This is a genomic window from Emergencia sp., from assembly GCF_048465375.1.
GTDB lineage: Bacteria > Bacillota > Clostridia > Peptostreptococcales > Anaerovoracaceae > Senimuribacter.
Genome location: NZ_DBFWLQ010000008.1, coordinates 292700 through 309228, shown reverse-complemented (window position 1 = coordinate 309228; position 16529 = coordinate 292700). Strand labels below are relative to the sequence as shown.

General features: G+C 40.3%; 12 protein-coding genes and 1 pseudogene. All 13 read left to right on the top strand.

Annotated features, from left to right (window positions below; genetic code table 11):
* Positions 1–45 precede the first annotated feature (45 nt).
* Entirely contained in the window at positions 46–1527 is a 1482-nt protein-coding gene (locus tag ACMQ5W_RS07720; RefSeq protein WP_419024677.1) for a PLP-dependent aminotransferase family protein, read from the top strand.
* Positions 1520–2809: an amidohydrolase gene (locus ACMQ5W_RS07715; RefSeq protein WP_419024676.1), complete on the top strand. Its 1290-nt coding sequence runs from the start codon at positions 1520–1522 to the stop codon at positions 2807–2809. The genes ACMQ5W_RS07720 and ACMQ5W_RS07715 overlap by 8 nt, the downstream gene beginning before the upstream one ends.
* 132 nt (positions 2810–2941) lie before the next feature.
* Positions 2942–3640: pseudogene (locus ACMQ5W_RS07710) on the top strand (PepSY domain-containing protein); the annotation flags it as partial.
* Between the two features lie 195 nt (positions 3641–3835).
* Positions 3836–4084 (top strand): PepSY domain-containing protein, encoded by a 249-nt coding sequence (locus tag ACMQ5W_RS07705; protein ID WP_419024764.1) that lies wholly within the window; start codon positions 3836–3838, stop codon positions 4082–4084.
* A 241-nt stretch (positions 4085–4325) separates the two neighbouring features.
* Positions 4326–5693: a sigma-54-dependent transcriptional regulator gene (locus ACMQ5W_RS07700; RefSeq protein ID WP_419024675.1), complete on the top strand. Its 1368-nt coding sequence runs from the start codon at positions 4326–4328 to the stop codon at positions 5691–5693.
* 141 nt (positions 5694–5834) lie between these two features.
* Positions 5835–7019, top strand: coding sequence for a M20 metallopeptidase family protein (locus ACMQ5W_RS07695; protein WP_419024674.1), 1185 nt, complete (start codon positions 5835–5837; stop codon positions 7017–7019).
* A gap of 79 nt (positions 7020–7098) precedes the next feature.
* Positions 7099–9258: an ATP-dependent helicase gene (locus ACMQ5W_RS07690; RefSeq protein WP_419024673.1), complete on the top strand. Its 2160-nt coding sequence runs from the start codon at positions 7099–7101 to the stop codon at positions 9256–9258.
* Positions 9259–9272: 14 nt separating this feature from the next.
* The gene (locus tag ACMQ5W_RS07685) at positions 9273–9914 is read left to right on the top strand and encodes a hypothetical protein (protein WP_419024672.1); all 642 of its coding nucleotides are present in this window, start codon (positions 9273–9275) and stop codon (positions 9912–9914) included.
* Positions 9915–9981: 67 nt separating this feature from the next.
* Positions 9982–10656, top strand: coding sequence for a response regulator transcription factor (locus tag ACMQ5W_RS07680; RefSeq protein ID WP_419024671.1), 675 nt, complete (start codon positions 9982–9984; stop codon positions 10654–10656).
* On the top strand, positions 10644–11930 hold the full coding sequence (locus ACMQ5W_RS07675) for an ATP-binding protein (RefSeq protein WP_419024670.1): 1287 nt from the start codon (positions 10644–10646) through the stop codon (positions 11928–11930). The genes ACMQ5W_RS07680 and ACMQ5W_RS07675 overlap by 13 nt, the downstream gene beginning before the upstream one ends.
* A 76-nt stretch (positions 11931–12006) precedes the next feature.
* Positions 12007–13380, top strand: coding sequence for a hypothetical protein (locus ACMQ5W_RS07670; protein WP_419024669.1), 1374 nt, complete (start codon positions 12007–12009; stop codon positions 13378–13380).
* A gap of 11 nt (positions 13381–13391) precedes the next feature.
* A complete protein-coding gene (locus ACMQ5W_RS07665) occupies positions 13392–14120 on the top strand; it encodes an ABC transporter ATP-binding protein (protein WP_419024668.1) in 729 nt (242 codons plus the stop codon).
* Positions 14113–16500: a hypothetical protein gene (locus tag ACMQ5W_RS07660; protein WP_419024667.1), complete on the top strand. Its 2388-nt coding sequence runs from the start codon at positions 14113–14115 to the stop codon at positions 16498–16500. Before ACMQ5W_RS07665 ends, ACMQ5W_RS07660 begins: the two co-directional genes overlap by 8 nt.
* Positions 16501–16529 lie beyond the last annotated feature (29 nt).

The window sequence follows — 16529 nt, the reverse complement described above, 5'->3', positions numbered from 1 at the left end:
TATACTTCTTCCGTTATATCAATAATAAAGCGAGGTAAATAAACCATGAATTTAAAAATTAACAAACAGAGTGTAGTACCATTATATAAGCAGATTGAAAACGGTATTAAGAATTTAATTAAACATGAGGAATTGGTCAATGGTTATAAACTGCCACCAGAGCGAAAATTGGCTGCAGAACTAGGTGTCCACAGAAATACGGTTATTTTGGCGTATAACAGATTGATAGCGGAAGGCTTTATTGTGTCATCCAGGACTTCACCGAGAGGATATTTTGTAATGAGAAATAGAAATAAAACAATGGGAAATATGTTTTTTCCTTTGGAGAAGATGATTCGTTATCATTTCACGACTAAGGAAAAAGTGTTTTCTCAGATTTTTGATGAATCTTACTCTCGAGAGATTCTTTCTCTTGGAGGCATTGTCATGGATCATGAATTAGAGTTAGTTCCCAGAATGGTGAATATCTTTGAAAATATGAAGGATGGCCATTGGTATCAAAATATATGTGCTACACAAGAAAATGAAACAGAGCGATTAAAAGATAATATCTGTTGTATCCTGAAGAAAAGGAATATGTATATTGATAAAAGAAATATACAAATTGTACCGGAAACAACACAAGCCTTAAGTTATATAATTGATCTGTATTTACAAGAAGGAGACTGTATTGTCTTAGAGGAACCTGTAATTCCTGACACAATCAATCTTTTTCGTAATAAGGGAATTAAAACCATAGGTGTATCTCTAGAGGAAGACGGTCCCAATCTAAAAGAATTAGAACTTTTGATTATGGAAAAAGGTCCTAAGTTCCTATACATTATGCCTAATTTTCAAAATCCTACTGCAAAAGTAATGTCACTTCATAAACGCCTTGACTTGCTTGAAATCAGTTACAAATATGGAATACCTATTATTGAGGATGATTCCCTGCATGATTTTAATTACTCTGACAAGGACATACCAACTCTCTATTCTTTGGATCGGTATAAATCTGTTATTTACATAGATACATTTACTCTGACATTTTTGCCAGGCACCCAGACAGCATTTGTTATAGGTCCCTATGAACCAATTGCTATGATTGGAGAGTATATCAAGATGAGTCAAGTTATGTTGACGAATATCGGTCAGTATATGCTCAATGAGTTTATAGAAAGCGGAGATTATGAAGAGTATTTGATTAATCTGAGGGATTACTATAGAAGAAAAAGAGATTATTTAATAGAAGAACTAAATAAAGGTGAAAATAAAAGTTTTTCATTACATTGTCCAGAAGGCGGACTTTTTGTTTGGTGTGATCTTGACGATAAAATCAATGAGAAGAAATTATTTGACATCTGTCGGGAAATGGGTCTGTTAATTATGCCCGGCTACATTTTTTATCCTGATGGCTATCAAGGGAGCGGTCATATTCGGCTCTGCTTTTCTAAGTTAAATGAAAAGGATATAAAAAAAGCAGTTGCCATTTTGAATGAGGCAATTAAAATTGTTTTAGAACAAAATGAAGGAGAAGATAATGAATAAATTTATAGAGTATAGAAGAGAGTTTCACAAGTTTCCTGAAACAGGATGGAGAGAAATTAGAACCAGTGCAAGAATCGCAGAGATTCTGGAAAAAATGGGTTACCAACATATCCTCATGGGACCAGAGGTTGTAGAAATAAGCAGTGTTGCTCCATTTATACGGATGACAGCCAAAGAGACAGAAGACGTCATGAAGCGGGCAAAATCACAGGGAGCGTCAACTGAATATGTAGAAAGAACAAAGGAGTTTCCTGGCGTTATTGCTATTCTTGATACAGGCATTCCTGGACCGACAACAGCCTTTCGCTTTGATATAGATTGTCTGCCTTATGAGGAGTTTGACGCTGATGGATATCCGCCAAAAGAATTAGGTTTTCTTTCGCAAAATTCTAATTGTGTCCATGCATGTGGTCATGATGGCCATACAGCTATAGGTCTTGGAGCAGCAGAAGTTTTACTTACGAATAAAGAAAAATTGTGTGGAAGAATAAAATTTATTTTTCAGCCGGCAGAGGAGACTTTTTACGGTGCACAATCCATTGTGGATAAAGGACATCTCGATGATGTAGACTATTTTATCGCATTGCATATCGCTTTAACAGCGGAAGGAATACCGTTACCTTCCCATTCCATTGCCTGCGGTTGTAAGGACTTTCTAAGCGATAGGCAGCTAGATGTTACTTTTCTAGGAAAGGCGGCTCATCCATGTGGTGCATCTCAGGAGGGCAAAAATGCATTGCTAGCTGCGTGTTCAGCGGCATTAAACCTTCATTGCATTGCACCCCACGAAGAAGGGCTTTGTAGAATTAATGTGGGAACCCTTCACGCTGGAGTTGCAATTAATACGATTCCGCCACAGGCAGAATTATCCGTGGAATTCAGAGGTGAAAGTACCACCATTGCAAAATACGCAGAGAATAGAGTCTTTGATGTGCTCAATGGCACAGCAAAGGCTTATGATATGGCTTATGAATATTTGGACTACGGAGAGGTTCCGGCAGGAAAAAGCGACGATGCTTTGATGGAAATCATGAAAGAGTCTGCCAAGAATATTCCGTGGTTTGAAAAAATATATTATGAAGGTAATGTAGGCGGAACAGATGATGCAACGATTATGATGAGCAGGGTGCAGGCAAATGGCGGAATTGCGGTCTATACAGGAATCGGCGCTGATACGACACAGCCTTTACATAATCCGCAGTTTAATTTTGATGAGGATGCCATCGCAGCTTCTATTGAACTCTGCAAAGCCATAATCTTGAAAATTCATCATAGGCAATAAAAATATATGAATATTAAAAAAATGTTTCTTTTCGAATTTTTTCATTTTAATTTCATTTTGAGTGTTTATTATATGGATACACTCAAAGAATAATACTTGAAAGATAAATAAATGAAATAGGAGGAAAGAACAATGTCAAAATTTATTAACAAAAGGAACGGCATCATTGCTGCCATCGCTGTTGTTCTGATTATCGCAGCGATTATCCTCTCCACAACTTTCACGCAGGCTATGACCCTGGATGAGGCAAAAGAAATCGCAAAAAAATATGTTCCAGCCACAGCGACTTTTGTAACAAGTGAAGAAGAGGAAAACAAATTTGAAGTGATGTTCCACGATGATAAAAATGAAGAAGGCTTCGAAGTGGAAATCAACAAAGAAACAAAACAGGTTAAGAAAGTAGAGTCACAGCTTGATAACGACTTAGGCAGCAAAACGGTAAAACTCACTGAAAGTGAAGTGAAAAATATTGTAAAAAAGGCCTTTGACGGAATTACCAGCATCTCTGTCAATTTGACAAAAGACAACGGCCTTTATGAGTATGAGGTGAATTTCAAATCAAATGATTTTTATGGAAACGCGGATGTAAATCCTGAAACTGGTGCGATTCTTGAAAGCACAATAAAATATGGAACTGCGGTAACAATTCCAACTGATGACCAGAACAAAGGAGATCTTCTCACTTATAAGGAAGCAGAAGATGCAGCTATCAAAAAAGCTGGTGGTGGATTTGTAAAAGATATCGACCTTGAAAGAAAAAATGGCAACTATTATTATGAAATCGAATTAGTCAAAGACAATATGGAATATGACTATATCGTTGATGCCAAAACTGGAAAAGTTTCTTTGGAGCATGAGCACGAAAGTTACTTTGATTATGATGACGATGACGATTGGGATGACGATGATCACTACAATCCAGGAACAACAGGCGGCAACAGCGGTAATACGGGATCTGGCGGCAACAGTAATACAGGGAATGCAAGCTCAAACTCTGGCAATACTTCCAATAGTAACAGTGGATTAATCTCTGCAGAAAAAGCCAAGAGTATTGTACTGGCAAAGATTCCGGGTGCGACAATTACTAAGATTCACTTAGAAAAAGATGATGGCATCTATATCTACGAGGGTGAAGCCAGACTTGGAAATTATGAATACGAATTCGAAATCAATGCATCGTCTGGTGTCATCATAGGTTGGGATAAAGATCGCATCGACTATGATGATGACGATGATTACGATGACGACGATTATGATGATGACTGGGATGACTAAGAATGATACGAAAAAGACGGCAAGTGCCGTCTTTTTTAATTCATAGGGAATTAGTCTATAAGCGAATTTTCACATTTTTTTTACTTAAAAATGCTGGTATTTGACAGATGAAAATTGTAATATAAAGATAATACATTAAAAGAAAAATATTTAATTTATTATGGTAACTTGCAGTGTAATTTTATAGTAAAGATTACAAACAATGTTGTGTTTATCTGTTGAAGAAAGGAGAAATCTCTAAATGAAAGAGAAAATTTTAATTATTGATGATGAGGAAGACGTCTGTACCTCGATAGCCTTTGCTCTGGAAACTTTTTATGAAGTTCATATTGTCGATAATGCACCAGATGGGTTATATTATTTTCAAAAAGATCATTTTTCAGTATGTCTAATGGATATAAGATTAGAAAAAATGAATGGTGTTGCTCTTTTAGACGAGATAAAAAAAATTGATGAAAAAGCCATTGTCATTTTAATGACAGCCTGTGCACTTGTCAATTCTTCTATAGAAGCAATTCATAAAGGTGCCTATACATATCTGATAAAACCACTCGATATACAAGAACTATTTTTTGTCATTAAAAAAGCCCTAAATTATCGCTATTTAAATCAAAGAGTAGAGTATATAAACAAAAACTTAGAAGAAAAATATGTATATTACGGGATTATAGGTAAAAGCAGACAAATGAAAGCCGTTTTTCAGATGATAGAAAAAGTAAAAAATCTGGATACCAGTGTATTAATAACAGGCAAGAGCGGCACCGGTAAAGAACTAGCAGCAAGGGCACTTCATAATTCCGGCAGAAGAAAAGAATATCACTTTGCAGATGTGAATTGTGCAGCTATTCCGGAAACTTTATTGGAAGAAGAACTCTTTGGCCATAAAAGAGGCGCGTTTACAGGTGCGATTGCCAATAAAGAAGGGAAGTTTGAATATGCCAATAATGGAACTGTTTTTCTTGATGAAATTGGCGATATGCCACTGACATTACAAGCAAAATTGCTCAGAGTTTTGCAACAACGTGAGATTACACCTATTGGTAGCAATATGGTCAAAAAATTGAATATCAGGGTGATTGCTGCAACAAATAAAGATTTAAAAAAGATGGTCGAAGAAGGAACTTTTCGAAGTGATCTTTACTTTAGATTAAAAGTTATTGAAATAAAACTACCGGAACTGAAAGCAAGAAGAGAAGATATCCCTCTTCTGTGCAGCCATTTTATCAGTTTATATAATAAGAAACAGAAAAAAAATGTGAGTTGTATTTCGGAAGAAGCAGAAAGGCTTTTGCTGAATTATCATTTCCCAGGTAATATCCGAGAGTTATCAAATGTTTTGGAGTATGCTATGATTATGTCTGATGGAGAAATAATAAAAGCGGGGGATCTGCCAGAGGAAGTGAGCGCAGTAATAAAAACAGGAGATATATTAAACAGCAATTATATGAAAAATTTTTCTGGACTGACGTTAAGAGAAGCAGAAAAACGAATCATTCTGCAGGCTCTGGAAGATAATCAATGGAATCGAAGGAAAACTGCAGAAAGGTTGGGAATCAGTGATAAGGGATTACGAAATAAAATTATAAAATATGAATTGATTAAAAAATAAAACAAGTCGGTAAAAAATGCTAAGTCGGTAATTTTTACCGACTTATTCTATGCTTCTGACAGCAAAATGCAGACTGCAGATACTTTATTCTTGGCATTATTTTTGCATTGTATTATAGAAAAAAAGAAAGGTTGTGAAGTAATGCAGAGAGTAAGAGAAAGGTTTTCACAGTTGGCAGAGGATTATAATGAAGATGCAGTTAAGATACGCCGTTATCTTCATCAACACCCAGAAATTTCTGGCAATGAAAAAAAGACGACCAATTATATTCATAAACAGTTGATGAAAAACAGCATCGATACCATTACCGAACCGTTTCAAACAGGCTTAGTGGCGAGAGTCAAAGGAACCGGCAGGGGTAAGCATATTTGTATCCGTGTAGGAATAGATGCTCTGCCTGTGAAAGAAACAAGTGAATTTCCATTTGCAGCAAAAAATGAAAATGCCTGCCACTGCTGCGGCCATGACCTTCAAGTGGCGGCAGCCATAACATGTGCAAGAATCTTACAAGAAACAAAGGATTCATGGCATGGCAGTGTAGGTTTTATTTTTCAACCGTCAGTAGAGACAGGAGAAGGTGCAAAATATATGATTGCTCATCAGGCCTTAGAGTTTTTGCAGCCGGATGTGATGTTAGGATTCCATTGCTGGCCTGAGATGAAAGCCGGCAGTGTAGGTGTACGTCGAGGTCCGATGATGGCAGCTGCAGATTTTATTAAAATTAGAATTGAAGGCAAAAGTGGTCCGGCAGCGCACCCCCACCAATGTGTTGATCCAATATTAATTGCCTCCTATGTGGTTCAACAGCTGCAGCATATTGTTTCGCGTGAATGCAGTCCTACAGAATCAGCTGTAATTACTATTGGTAAAATAGTGGGAGGTACTTCTGATGATTCTGTTGCAGCGTCTGTCGAAATGGAGGGCAGCATACACGCCCTTCTTGAAAAAGATCGTATCTACATGCAGAAGGCTATTTGCCGTATTGTACAAAATACTTCTGCAGCTATGGGCGGTTCAGGGAGAGTCACGGTCTTAAAAGGCGTAGATCCGTTGCTTTGCGATGAGACCATATCGGCCTATGTAGAAGAAGCTGCCGCTTGTGTGGCAATGGGACCGATAGATCAGCTGCAGAAACCTTCCATGGAAATGGAGGACTTTGCCTATTACTTGCGAGATATTCCAGGAGCCTATTTTAGAGTCGGCACTGCTAATGAGCTGGCCTCGTCAAAGCTGCCTCTGCACAATCCGTCCATTTTGTTTGATGAGAGAGCGATTTCCGTTGCCTGCAAAGTTCTTCTTCAATTTACAGCTCTCTATAGCACTTGATTTATATTTCAGATACAGTATAATGATTTCATGACCTAGCGGTACTGCCGAGAGGTAAAATCATCAAGGGGGTGAAGCGGTGGAAGATTTTATACAGGGGTTGAACGCAGCGCAGCAGGAGGCGGTTACTTCAACGGAAGGATTTATCCGCGTAATAGCTGGCGCAGGCTCCGGCAAGACAAGAGCTCTTTCTCAGAGATTTGCCTATTTGGTCAATGAAATCGGCATTTTGCCTGGAAATATTCTCTGTGTTACGTTTACAAACAAGTCGGCTAACGAGATGCGTCAGCGCATACACAATTTGACAGGTGATAATGATACTGGATACATCAACACCTTTCATGGCTTCTGCGTGTCTATTCTGCAAGAGGACAGTCATGCCGTGCAATATCCAAAGAGCTTCCTGGTTTTGGACAACTCCGATATTGATGCGATGCTGAAAATAATCTATGAAGAAAGAAATCTGACACTGCGAAATATGACCTTCAGCAAGGCCCGGGACATGATTGAAATTCGCAAGATTTTTAAGGAACCAGAATATTATATGGATATGATTACCATGTCCTTAGACACTCTGCGTAAGAAATATGAAGAAGCGATGGAACCGTCAGATATTATTTTCTATGGTTATCTTTATCAAGAAAAAAAGTGTTTTGGTTTAGACTATAATGATCTGATTAAATTTTCTCTCTATATCTTTGAGGAGAATGCAGAGATTTGTCTAAAATGGCAGAAACGTCTGGAATATATCATGATTGATGAGTTCCAAGATATCGACGACTTACAATACAAATTGATGGAGGTCCTGTGCGGCTATCATAAGAATTTATTCATTGTAGGTGATCCAGATCAGACTATTTACACTTGGCGCGGAGCCAATGTGAAATACTTGTTGGACTTTGACAAGGAATTTCCTGATGTCAGAACGATTATGATGATGCAGAACTACAGATCCACGCCGCAGATTCTCTCCGCCGCTAATTCCCTGATCGAGAAAAATAAAAACCGTATTAAAAAAGAACTTCTGCCTGTGCTTGATGAAGGAGCGCCAGTTTTCTGCCATCACGCTGATAACTCCAGGTCAGAAGCCACTTTTATCGCAGATAAAATGAAAGAACTGTTTGAAGCAGGTACTCACTATCGTGATATAACCATTCTCTATCGCGCACATTATATAACGAGAACTATCGAAGAAGTTCTTTTGAAAGAAAAAATTCCCTATACTATCTACAGTGGTGTCCAGTTCTTTGGACGTATGGAAATTAAGGATGCCCTCTCCTATTTACGTATGATTGCCTACAAAGATGACCTGTCTTTTCTGCGCATCGTCAATGTGCCAAAGAGGAATATCGGGCAGAGACGTGTGACATTTTTACAACAGTATGCGGCCGAAAAACAATGCACCCTCTATGATGCATTAATAAAGAATTTGGAAGACGAAATTTTTAAAGGAACAAGGGCTGCCTCTTTTGTTGCACTGATAGAGTCCTTTGCAGCAGATTATACAGAAAGGCCGATTTCTGAGGTTCTGTCTGCCATTCTCAATGAGAGCGGATATGAGAAGATGCTCCGCACCGAAGGAAGTCAGGAGCGTCTCGACAATTTGGCGGAACTGAAACAGTCTGTCTTTGAATATGAAACCTCCTGTGGTGAGGAAAGTACATTAGAACATTATTTGGCTCATATCGCGTTGTTCAGCAACAGCGATGCAGAAGATCGCAGTGATAAGGTCAAGCTTATGACGGTGCATACCGCGAAAGGATTGGAATTTCCCTATGTTTTTCTATGTGCTATGAATGAGGGAATTTTTCCATCGAAGAAGACCAATACCCTGCAGGCCATGGAAGAAGAGCGTCGCTTAGCTTTTGTCGCTATGACGCGGGCGGAGCGTGCCCTGTATCTTACGGAGGCTGAGGGACGCAACTTTGATGGCTCTCCGCGTTATCCTTCCCGCTTTCTTTTGGACATCGACCCAGGGCTGCTGTCCTATACCAGAAAGCCAGAGCAGTCTTTGATAACCAAAGCGCAGGATTATATTGCATTTAACAGCAGATATCTCTTTGCTGACTCACAGCGTCAGCTTCTTGCCAGTGGACAGAGAGTTGAGCACAAAATTTTTGGTGTGGGTACAATTGTGGAAGTAGATATAGGAAAAGCTGCTTACGTGATTCAATTCGATCATATTGAGACGCCGCGCACCATCACCTTCCGGGCAAAATTAGAAACCATCGAGGGGTAAGGGAGAGAGGAACTATGATTATTTATTTGGGAAATAAGGCAGCGGATCGTGACAGCCTGGATTTTTTGACGGATATGTTGACGGACGGTTACTCTTTTGGAGGGATTTCCTGGGGCTGGGCAAAGCTCAAATATACGGGACATCACGACCACAGCAGCAAAATCGGCGTCATGTCAAAGGACGACTATGAAAAAATGACGGAGAATGAAAAAGCTGACTTTAAATATATAGACGAGTACGGCGGCAATGTTTTTTACAAGACTAAAAAAAGTATCGGCGATAATAATTTTTATCGAAACCGGAGAGAAGAAAAGGAGCGAAACCCTTCTAACTATATTATCGGAGGACTGGCTGCCGTTGCTGTCCTCGTAATTGTCGCAAAGGTGATTCTGTCTTTAGATACCCAAAGCATGCTCACGACTTTAGGGGAAATTTTTTTACAGCCTATCGTTTTTTTCTCGGTGTTTCTGCCAGCACTCATTTGGCTTTTGGCCTGGATTGTACATAAGCTGAAGCTCAAAACCTACGAAGCAGAGGACAGCAGGGAAAGTCAAAAAAAGGCCAGGAAAAGCAAGCTGATCTACAATACGGTGATGCAATTTGCCAGCGTTCTGATTCAGCTGGGTATTGCCCTGGCACCGCTGATACACATATAAAATGACAATTCCTTTGACCAAATCTTGACTTTTTCCGGTTATACTATCTAAAAGTGGAGGGATGGCAATGAAACAGAAATTATTGATTATAGATGATGAGACAATTTTGACGGAACTGCTCTTTGATCATTTTAGCGCCTGTGGTTATCTGGTCTATACTGCCAATAACGGGCAGACGGCGATTTCGCAGCTCCAGGTGCAGCCAGATTTGATTTTGCTCGATATCAACATGCCAGACCTGGACGGCATGACTTTGTGTAAACAAATCCGCAAATCTGTAGTCTGTCCGATTCTTTTTTTGACTGCCAGAATCACGGAACAGGATAAGATAAATGGTTTTGCCAGCGGCGGTGATGATTATATCACGAAACCTTTCAGCCTGCAGGAACTGACGGCGCGGGTTGAGGCACATCTTCGCCGCGATGCCAGAAATCGTATGGCACCAAAACTGCTTTCTTCCCAGGGGCTGCTTGTTAACCTGTCAGAACGAACTGTCACCTATGAAGGGAAAGAAATTCCTTTTTCAAAGAGAGAATTCGATATCATTGAATTTCTTCTTTCAAACGGTAACCATGTCTTTGACAAAGAACACATCTATGAAGAAGTATGGGGATTTAATGCAGAAGGCGACAGCGCTGTAGTAAAAGAACACGTGCGGAAAATACGCACAAAGCTTTACGAAGCATCGGGAAAAGAGTATATTGAAACAGTTTGGGGGATGGGATATAAATGGAACAGATAAAGAGAAAAAAAGCGGAGTCTTTAAAGAGTTCTTTTACTTACGCGATGCTTTTTACTGTTTTTATGATTATCCTCCTCTCCTTTTTGTCTATTTGGGGCTGCACAGCTTTGCAAAAGTGGGTTATGCCAGATAAAAATCAGGCCTATCTGCACTTGACGACAACTTATTTTGACGGAACCCAGACTACTTCTACCCAGCTTGTCACCTTTGGGAAAGAAGACAACATTCCTCTTATTGAAGCATTTGAGGGAAATAATAAAATCAAACCTTCAATCAAAGAAATTTCTAAATATTCCATAGATAAAATTGAGAATAGTTTTGATTCTTTGTCACCAAAGAGAAAAGCGGCCTATTCCCTGCTCTCTGCGGCTATGGTGGGACTGCCAGCCATCTATTCTGTCGCCGGAGTTTTGCTCTGTGCGCTCTGGTTCTATCGAAAAAAATTGCAAAAACCTATTGAGATTTTGTCAGAGGCTACGGAGAACATTGCAAAAGAAAGTCTGGATTTTACTGTCGTCTACGACGGCAAAGATGAGATGGGAGATTTATGTGATTCTTTCGAAATGATGAGACAGACCTTGTATGCAAATAATCAAAAGGTATGGAACATGCTGGAGGAACGACGAATGTTGCAGGCCTCGGTTGCCCACGACCTTCGAAATCCCATTTCTATCATTGAGGGGTATACAGAGTATCTGCAGCAGAATATCCCAAAGGGCATCTTATCGCAGGAAAAGCTTCTGCACACTGTTGAGAATTTGTCCACTGCGGCAAAGAGGCTGGAGCACTATACCAATTCTATTCAAGATATTCAGAGTTTAGAGGACTTGGAAATCCATCCTGAAGAGCGGGATTTGCCCAACTTTCTCATAGAAATGACAGAAGATTTTATCCATATGGCAGAGCAGATGGAAGTGGAAGTACACATCTCCATTCCTGCCTGCCAGAAAAGAATAGACGGACAAATACTTTATCGCATATTAGAGAACTTGTTCACCAACGCCCTGCGTTTTGCCAAAAGAAAGATAGACATCAGTTTTTCCTTGGAAGAATCCATGCTGTGTATTTTGGTGGAAGACGATGGCAAGGGCTTTGCAGAAAAAGTGATCAAAAATCAAGAGCGATATACCCTTTCAATAAACGGTACAGACAGGCATATGGGTATGGGTCTGATTATCAGTCGGATTCTGTGCAAGAAACACGGCGGCACTTTAAAACTCTCCAATAGACCGGAAGGCGGTGCCAAAGCAGAAGTCAGAGTATCCGTGAAATAAATATAAGGTCTTGACAGTTTTTTGACCTTCCTCTCTTATAATCTCCTTATCAAATACAGGTAAGGAGATTATTTTTATGAAAAAATTGATTGTAGCACTCACAATGCTGACCATGTTTTTTTCTTTTGCAGGCTGTTCGGAAAAGAGTAATCAGACGGACGGTGAGGGGGACAATGCGAAAGATGTTGATTTATCAATTGTTAACGAGAGAGGACTCAACTGCTCGAATGAAAAAGGCTATTACTATATTGGAGAGGACAGTATACCGTTGAAAAATGCTAGCGTCGGATATCGTATGATGTATATGGATTACGAGACGAAAAAAGAAATCTATCTCTGCAATCGCCCCGGCTGTGAACACGATTCAGAGAACTGTCCGGCAGTTTTCAGTGACCAAGAAATTTTACCCGGCAGCAGCCTGTTTTACTATGACGGTTATCTATATCTCTTTGCACACGATCAAGATCAGTCAGGAGGATGGTCCATCGATCACAATGGGTCCTCAGATGCTATGGATGGAGATAACACGGCCTTTGTTAGTACGCCGGCATCGCTATACCGAATGAATCCTGACGGAACAGATCGGAAAAAAGTCTATACCTTCGACGAGGCATTATCTCTGGAGGACTTGGTAATGGCTTCTGGTGATTCTCTCTACTTTATTACAAAAAAAGTCTCTAGCAAAGAGGTTGATGACCAAACCACCTATTTTGCCTCTTCGGAAAGAGAATTGGTCAGACTGGGTCTGCGTGATTGGAGGATACGCGAGGTGTGTGAATTGCATACAGACGCTTCTATCATAGGAGCCTTTGGCAATCATCTTGTCATGCAACGGACTATCTTTGATCATGAACTTTCTGACAAAGAGATGATGGACGACAATCAATATATAGATGCATATCAGAAATCCTACGCCTCTTTTGCTGTTTTAAATATTACAGACGGTAAAACAGAAGAAGTTGCCAAAGCAAAAAATAAAAAAATCAATACCTATGAAGTAGCAGGTGACTGTCTCTATCTATCCACAGAGGGAGAAAATAAGATTGAACAGATTAATTTGCAAACGAAGAAAAAAAGAACCTTGGCTGAAACGGCAGACAGCTGTATTGATGAGGCCTATGACGATGTTCTTCGCTGTTCTTCCTGGAGCGCTGAAGATGGCGAAAAAACGGATTTTACTATGTGCTTTGTAAATCTGCAGGATGGAAGTATTGAAAAATCGGGATTAAAAATGACTTCCATGGAGGGAGATATACAAATACGAGCGGAACTTGCAGATCAGTTCCTTGTTCTCTATGACTATGACGCTAAAAAAGATCCGATGTATGAAGGTCAGTATAACCTCAATGGTGCTAAATACGCTTTGATTAGTAAAAAGGATTTGTACACAGGTAAGTCAAATTATCAGACCATCGACCTGATCAGTTCTGGTATGGGCATATTTGAATGAGGGGTGAAAATATGTTAGAACTAAAATCAGTTTCCAAAAAATATGGTGATAAATTTGTCTTGCAGGATATTTCCCTTTCTCTTTCAGAAGGAATCTATGGGATTTTAGGTCCCAATGGAGCAGGTAAATCTACCTTGATGAACATCATCACAGAAAATCTATCACCGGATACCGGCGAAGTTCTCTGGAATGGCAAGCAGATTAAGGAACTGGGTGCGGCCTATCGGGCAATTCTGGGTTATGCACCACAGCAGCAGGGTCTCTATGACACTTTCACTGGCCGCCGATTTCTCAGCTATATGGGTGCTTTGAAGGAAATTCCCAAAGAAAAAATAAAGGGCGAAATAGAGGAAGCTGCGAATTCCGTCAACTTGCTGGAGAAGATGGACCGCCCTATCGGCACGTATTCTGGCGGCATGAAGCAGCGCCTTTTAATTGCCCAGGCAATCATGGGAGACCCAAAGCTGTTAATTCTCGATGAGCCGACAGCTGGGCTCGATCCAAAGGAACGTGTGAATATCAGAGAAAAAATTAAAGCGCTTTCTGAAGGGAAAATCATTTTGATGGCAACACACGTAGTTTCAGATATTCAGTCCATTGCCAAGGAGATCATCATGCTCAAGTCAGGTCAAATCGCAGCAAAGGACAGTGTAGATGCCTTATGCGCCAAGTTTGAAGGGGCATCTGACCTGGAAACGGTATATATGACCGTATTTGGAGAGGAGGCACACCATGATTAGGCTCCTGCATTTTGAACTGGATAAGATATGGAGAAAACCCAGCTTTCTACTATCCGTGGCAGTTCTAATCATCCTCAACGTGTTTCTTCTCTGGTACACGAACCTGCCGGATAGTGAAACCCCTCCTCTATCCTCATATAAGGCAGTGCAGCGGGATATGGAAAAACTGACAGAGCCAGAAAAAAAGAAGTTTATAGAGCTTCTTTGCGATGATGTCAAAGGTGCCAATGTGGTTAATAATGTCCTCAACTACCGCAACTTTGCTGACAAAAACATGGGCAAAGCCATGGAGAAAAAAGCAAAGGCTGAAAATCCGGGTATTTTTGAGAAGTATTACGAGAAATTCATCTCAGGAAATTACTTGAAATATACAGATTCTCTGCAGCAGGAAACCGCATTAATTACTGAAATATATGACGAAGCCCGAAGGGTATTTCATTATGGCAATTATTTGGCGGATATAGAAAAAAGAAAAAATACCCTGCAAGGAATTTCCGTCTTTTCCTCTGAGGGCGGAAAAAGTTTTTCAGCCCGTAATTTAAAAAAAGAAGCGGCAGATTATGAAGCACTTTCTTCTATCCGCACGGAATTCTCCCCATCAAAGGGAATCACCTCTGCGGATTCGCCTGAAATGACGGATTTGCTATTATTGCTATCGGTGTTTCTCTTTGCTTCAGCGTTGATTTATGAAGAAAAAGAAAAAAAGTTGTTTTTGATTACCAGGTCTACTCCCGCAGGGAGAACAAAGAGCATCGCGGCAAAACTGGCCGCTTTAGCAATCCACTGTTTTACTGTTACAACGTTATTCTATGGAGTAAATCTGGCATTTTTCGCGACAACAACAGGTGTGGGCAGTTTATTCCGCAGTTTACAGTCGATATCCAGCTACATGGGCAGCAATCTGCAGATATCAGTATTGACTTATTTGGCATTAGGGTTGATTACGAAGACGATCGTATTCTTTGTGATTGGTGCAGTTTTGGTATCTGTGGCGATTTTAGCAAAGCAAAGCTTTTTGCCTTATCTGGCAGGAACTGTATTAATGGGAAGCAGTATGCTGCTGTATCTTTTGGTGCCAGCCAGTGCAGCAGTTAACTGGCTGAAATATTTAAATCCCATAGGACTGCTGCATACTGAGGAATTATATGGTGCTTACTTGAACTTTAACTTATTTGGTCATCCTGTATCGCGCCTTCACCTGTCCTGGTTTATTTTGATCTTATATAGTCTTTGCGCTGCCGTTTTTGCAGTCAGAGCATTTGTGCAAAGTCAAAATCTGGAAGTCAGCAGAATAGAGCTGCCAGCTTTTTCTCATTTTAAGCCCCATGTAAACCTTTACCGCCACGAGGGATATAAGATTTTGATTATGAACCGGGCACTGGTGGTATTACTGGCCTTCACACTGCTATTCGGATATCAGCATCTGACAAAAACTTATACGCTGACGCCGACAGAAACCTATTATCAAAACATGATGATGGATCTGGCGGGAGAATTGACGCCTGAGAAAACTTCTCTCATTGAGAAGGAAAACAATCGCTATGAGAACGCATTCGAAAAAATAAGCCAAATCGAGGAGATGGTGTCTAAGGGAGAAGTTAGTAAGCAGGAAGGAGAAAATATGAAATCTCCTTACTACAGCGAGACAGCCTTTTATCCAGCATTTCAGAAAGTGCTCAATCAGTATGACTACGTGAAAGAGACAGGAGGAAAGTTCGTATATGATACGGGTTATGTTCTTCTTCTGGGTCTGGCAGACAACAACAGGCTGCAGGATTTCATTCTTTTGACAGCTTGTATCATCTTTTCCTTCAGCGCCGTGTTTTCGATGGAATATAGGGAAAAATCGTGGTATCTTTTGGGGTCCACGGTGGCGGGAAGGAAAAAAGTCTATCGGAGTAAAGTAATTCTCTGTATGGTAACTATATTGCCGGTATTTCTCCTAGGCTGGCTTTGCCAGGTGCTGCAAGTCGTGCAGAGCTGTCCTCTAAATCAAATGACTGCATCGTCTATGGCTCTGCCCCAATGCAGGGAGATTGGCGTAGATGTGCCAATCATCGTATTCATTTTGTTGATGGTGTTGCTGCAGTTGTTGACGTTAGTCTGCGTGTTGTTGGTCACATTGGTTCTCTCTCAATGGCTAAAGAACCATCTGCTGGCGCTGTTCACGTCGGTTCTGCTGCTGATTGTGCCGGTAGTGCTAAATGCAATGGGGCTTTCCTTTGCTAAATGGGCATCGCTGTTCCCGCTCTTCGATGGAACAGCAAGTTGTCTTGAAGATCAAGGAATAAATGTCTGCCTGGGATATCTGATTGCGACAGCCGTCCTAATCATAGGATGTAGTCTGGCGCTGAAAAAAGCCGCAACGAGATTAAACTAAAATACTTGTGAAAATCTAACGCATTGACA

What these genes read in the sequence shown, in the direction of transcription:
- ACMQ5W_RS07720 (WP_419024677.1), top strand. Translation starts at nt 46, where the DNA reads ATGAATTTAAAAATTAACAAACAGAGTGTAGTACCATTATATAAGCAG.
- ACMQ5W_RS07660 (WP_419024667.1), top strand. Translation starts at nt 14,113, where the DNA reads ATGATTAGGCTCCTGCATTTTGAACTGGATAAGATATGGAGAAAACCC.
- ACMQ5W_RS07700 (WP_419024675.1), top strand. Translation starts at nt 4,326, where the DNA reads ATGAAAGAGAAAATTTTAATTATTGATGATGAGGAAGACGTCTGTACC.
- ACMQ5W_RS07680 (WP_419024671.1), top strand. Translation starts at nt 9,982, where the DNA reads ATGAAACAGAAATTATTGATTATAGATGATGAGACAATTTTGACGGAA.
- ACMQ5W_RS07675 (WP_419024670.1), top strand. Translation starts at nt 10,644, where the DNA reads ATGGAACAGATAAAGAGAAAAAAAGCGGAGTCTTTAAAGAGTTCTTTT.
- ACMQ5W_RS07665 (WP_419024668.1), top strand. Translation starts at nt 13,392, where the DNA reads ATGTTAGAACTAAAATCAGTTTCCAAAAAATATGGTGATAAATTTGTC.
- ACMQ5W_RS07695 (WP_419024674.1), top strand. Translation starts at nt 5,835, where the DNA reads ATGCAGAGAGTAAGAGAAAGGTTTTCACAGTTGGCAGAGGATTATAAT.
- ACMQ5W_RS07670 (WP_419024669.1), top strand. Translation starts at nt 12,007, where the DNA reads ATGAAAAAATTGATTGTAGCACTCACAATGCTGACCATGTTTTTTTCT.
- ACMQ5W_RS07685 (WP_419024672.1), top strand. Translation starts at nt 9,273, where the DNA reads ATGATTATTTATTTGGGAAATAAGGCAGCGGATCGTGACAGCCTGGAT.
- ACMQ5W_RS07715 (WP_419024676.1), top strand. Translation starts at nt 1,520, where the DNA reads ATGAATAAATTTATAGAGTATAGAAGAGAGTTTCACAAGTTTCCTGAA.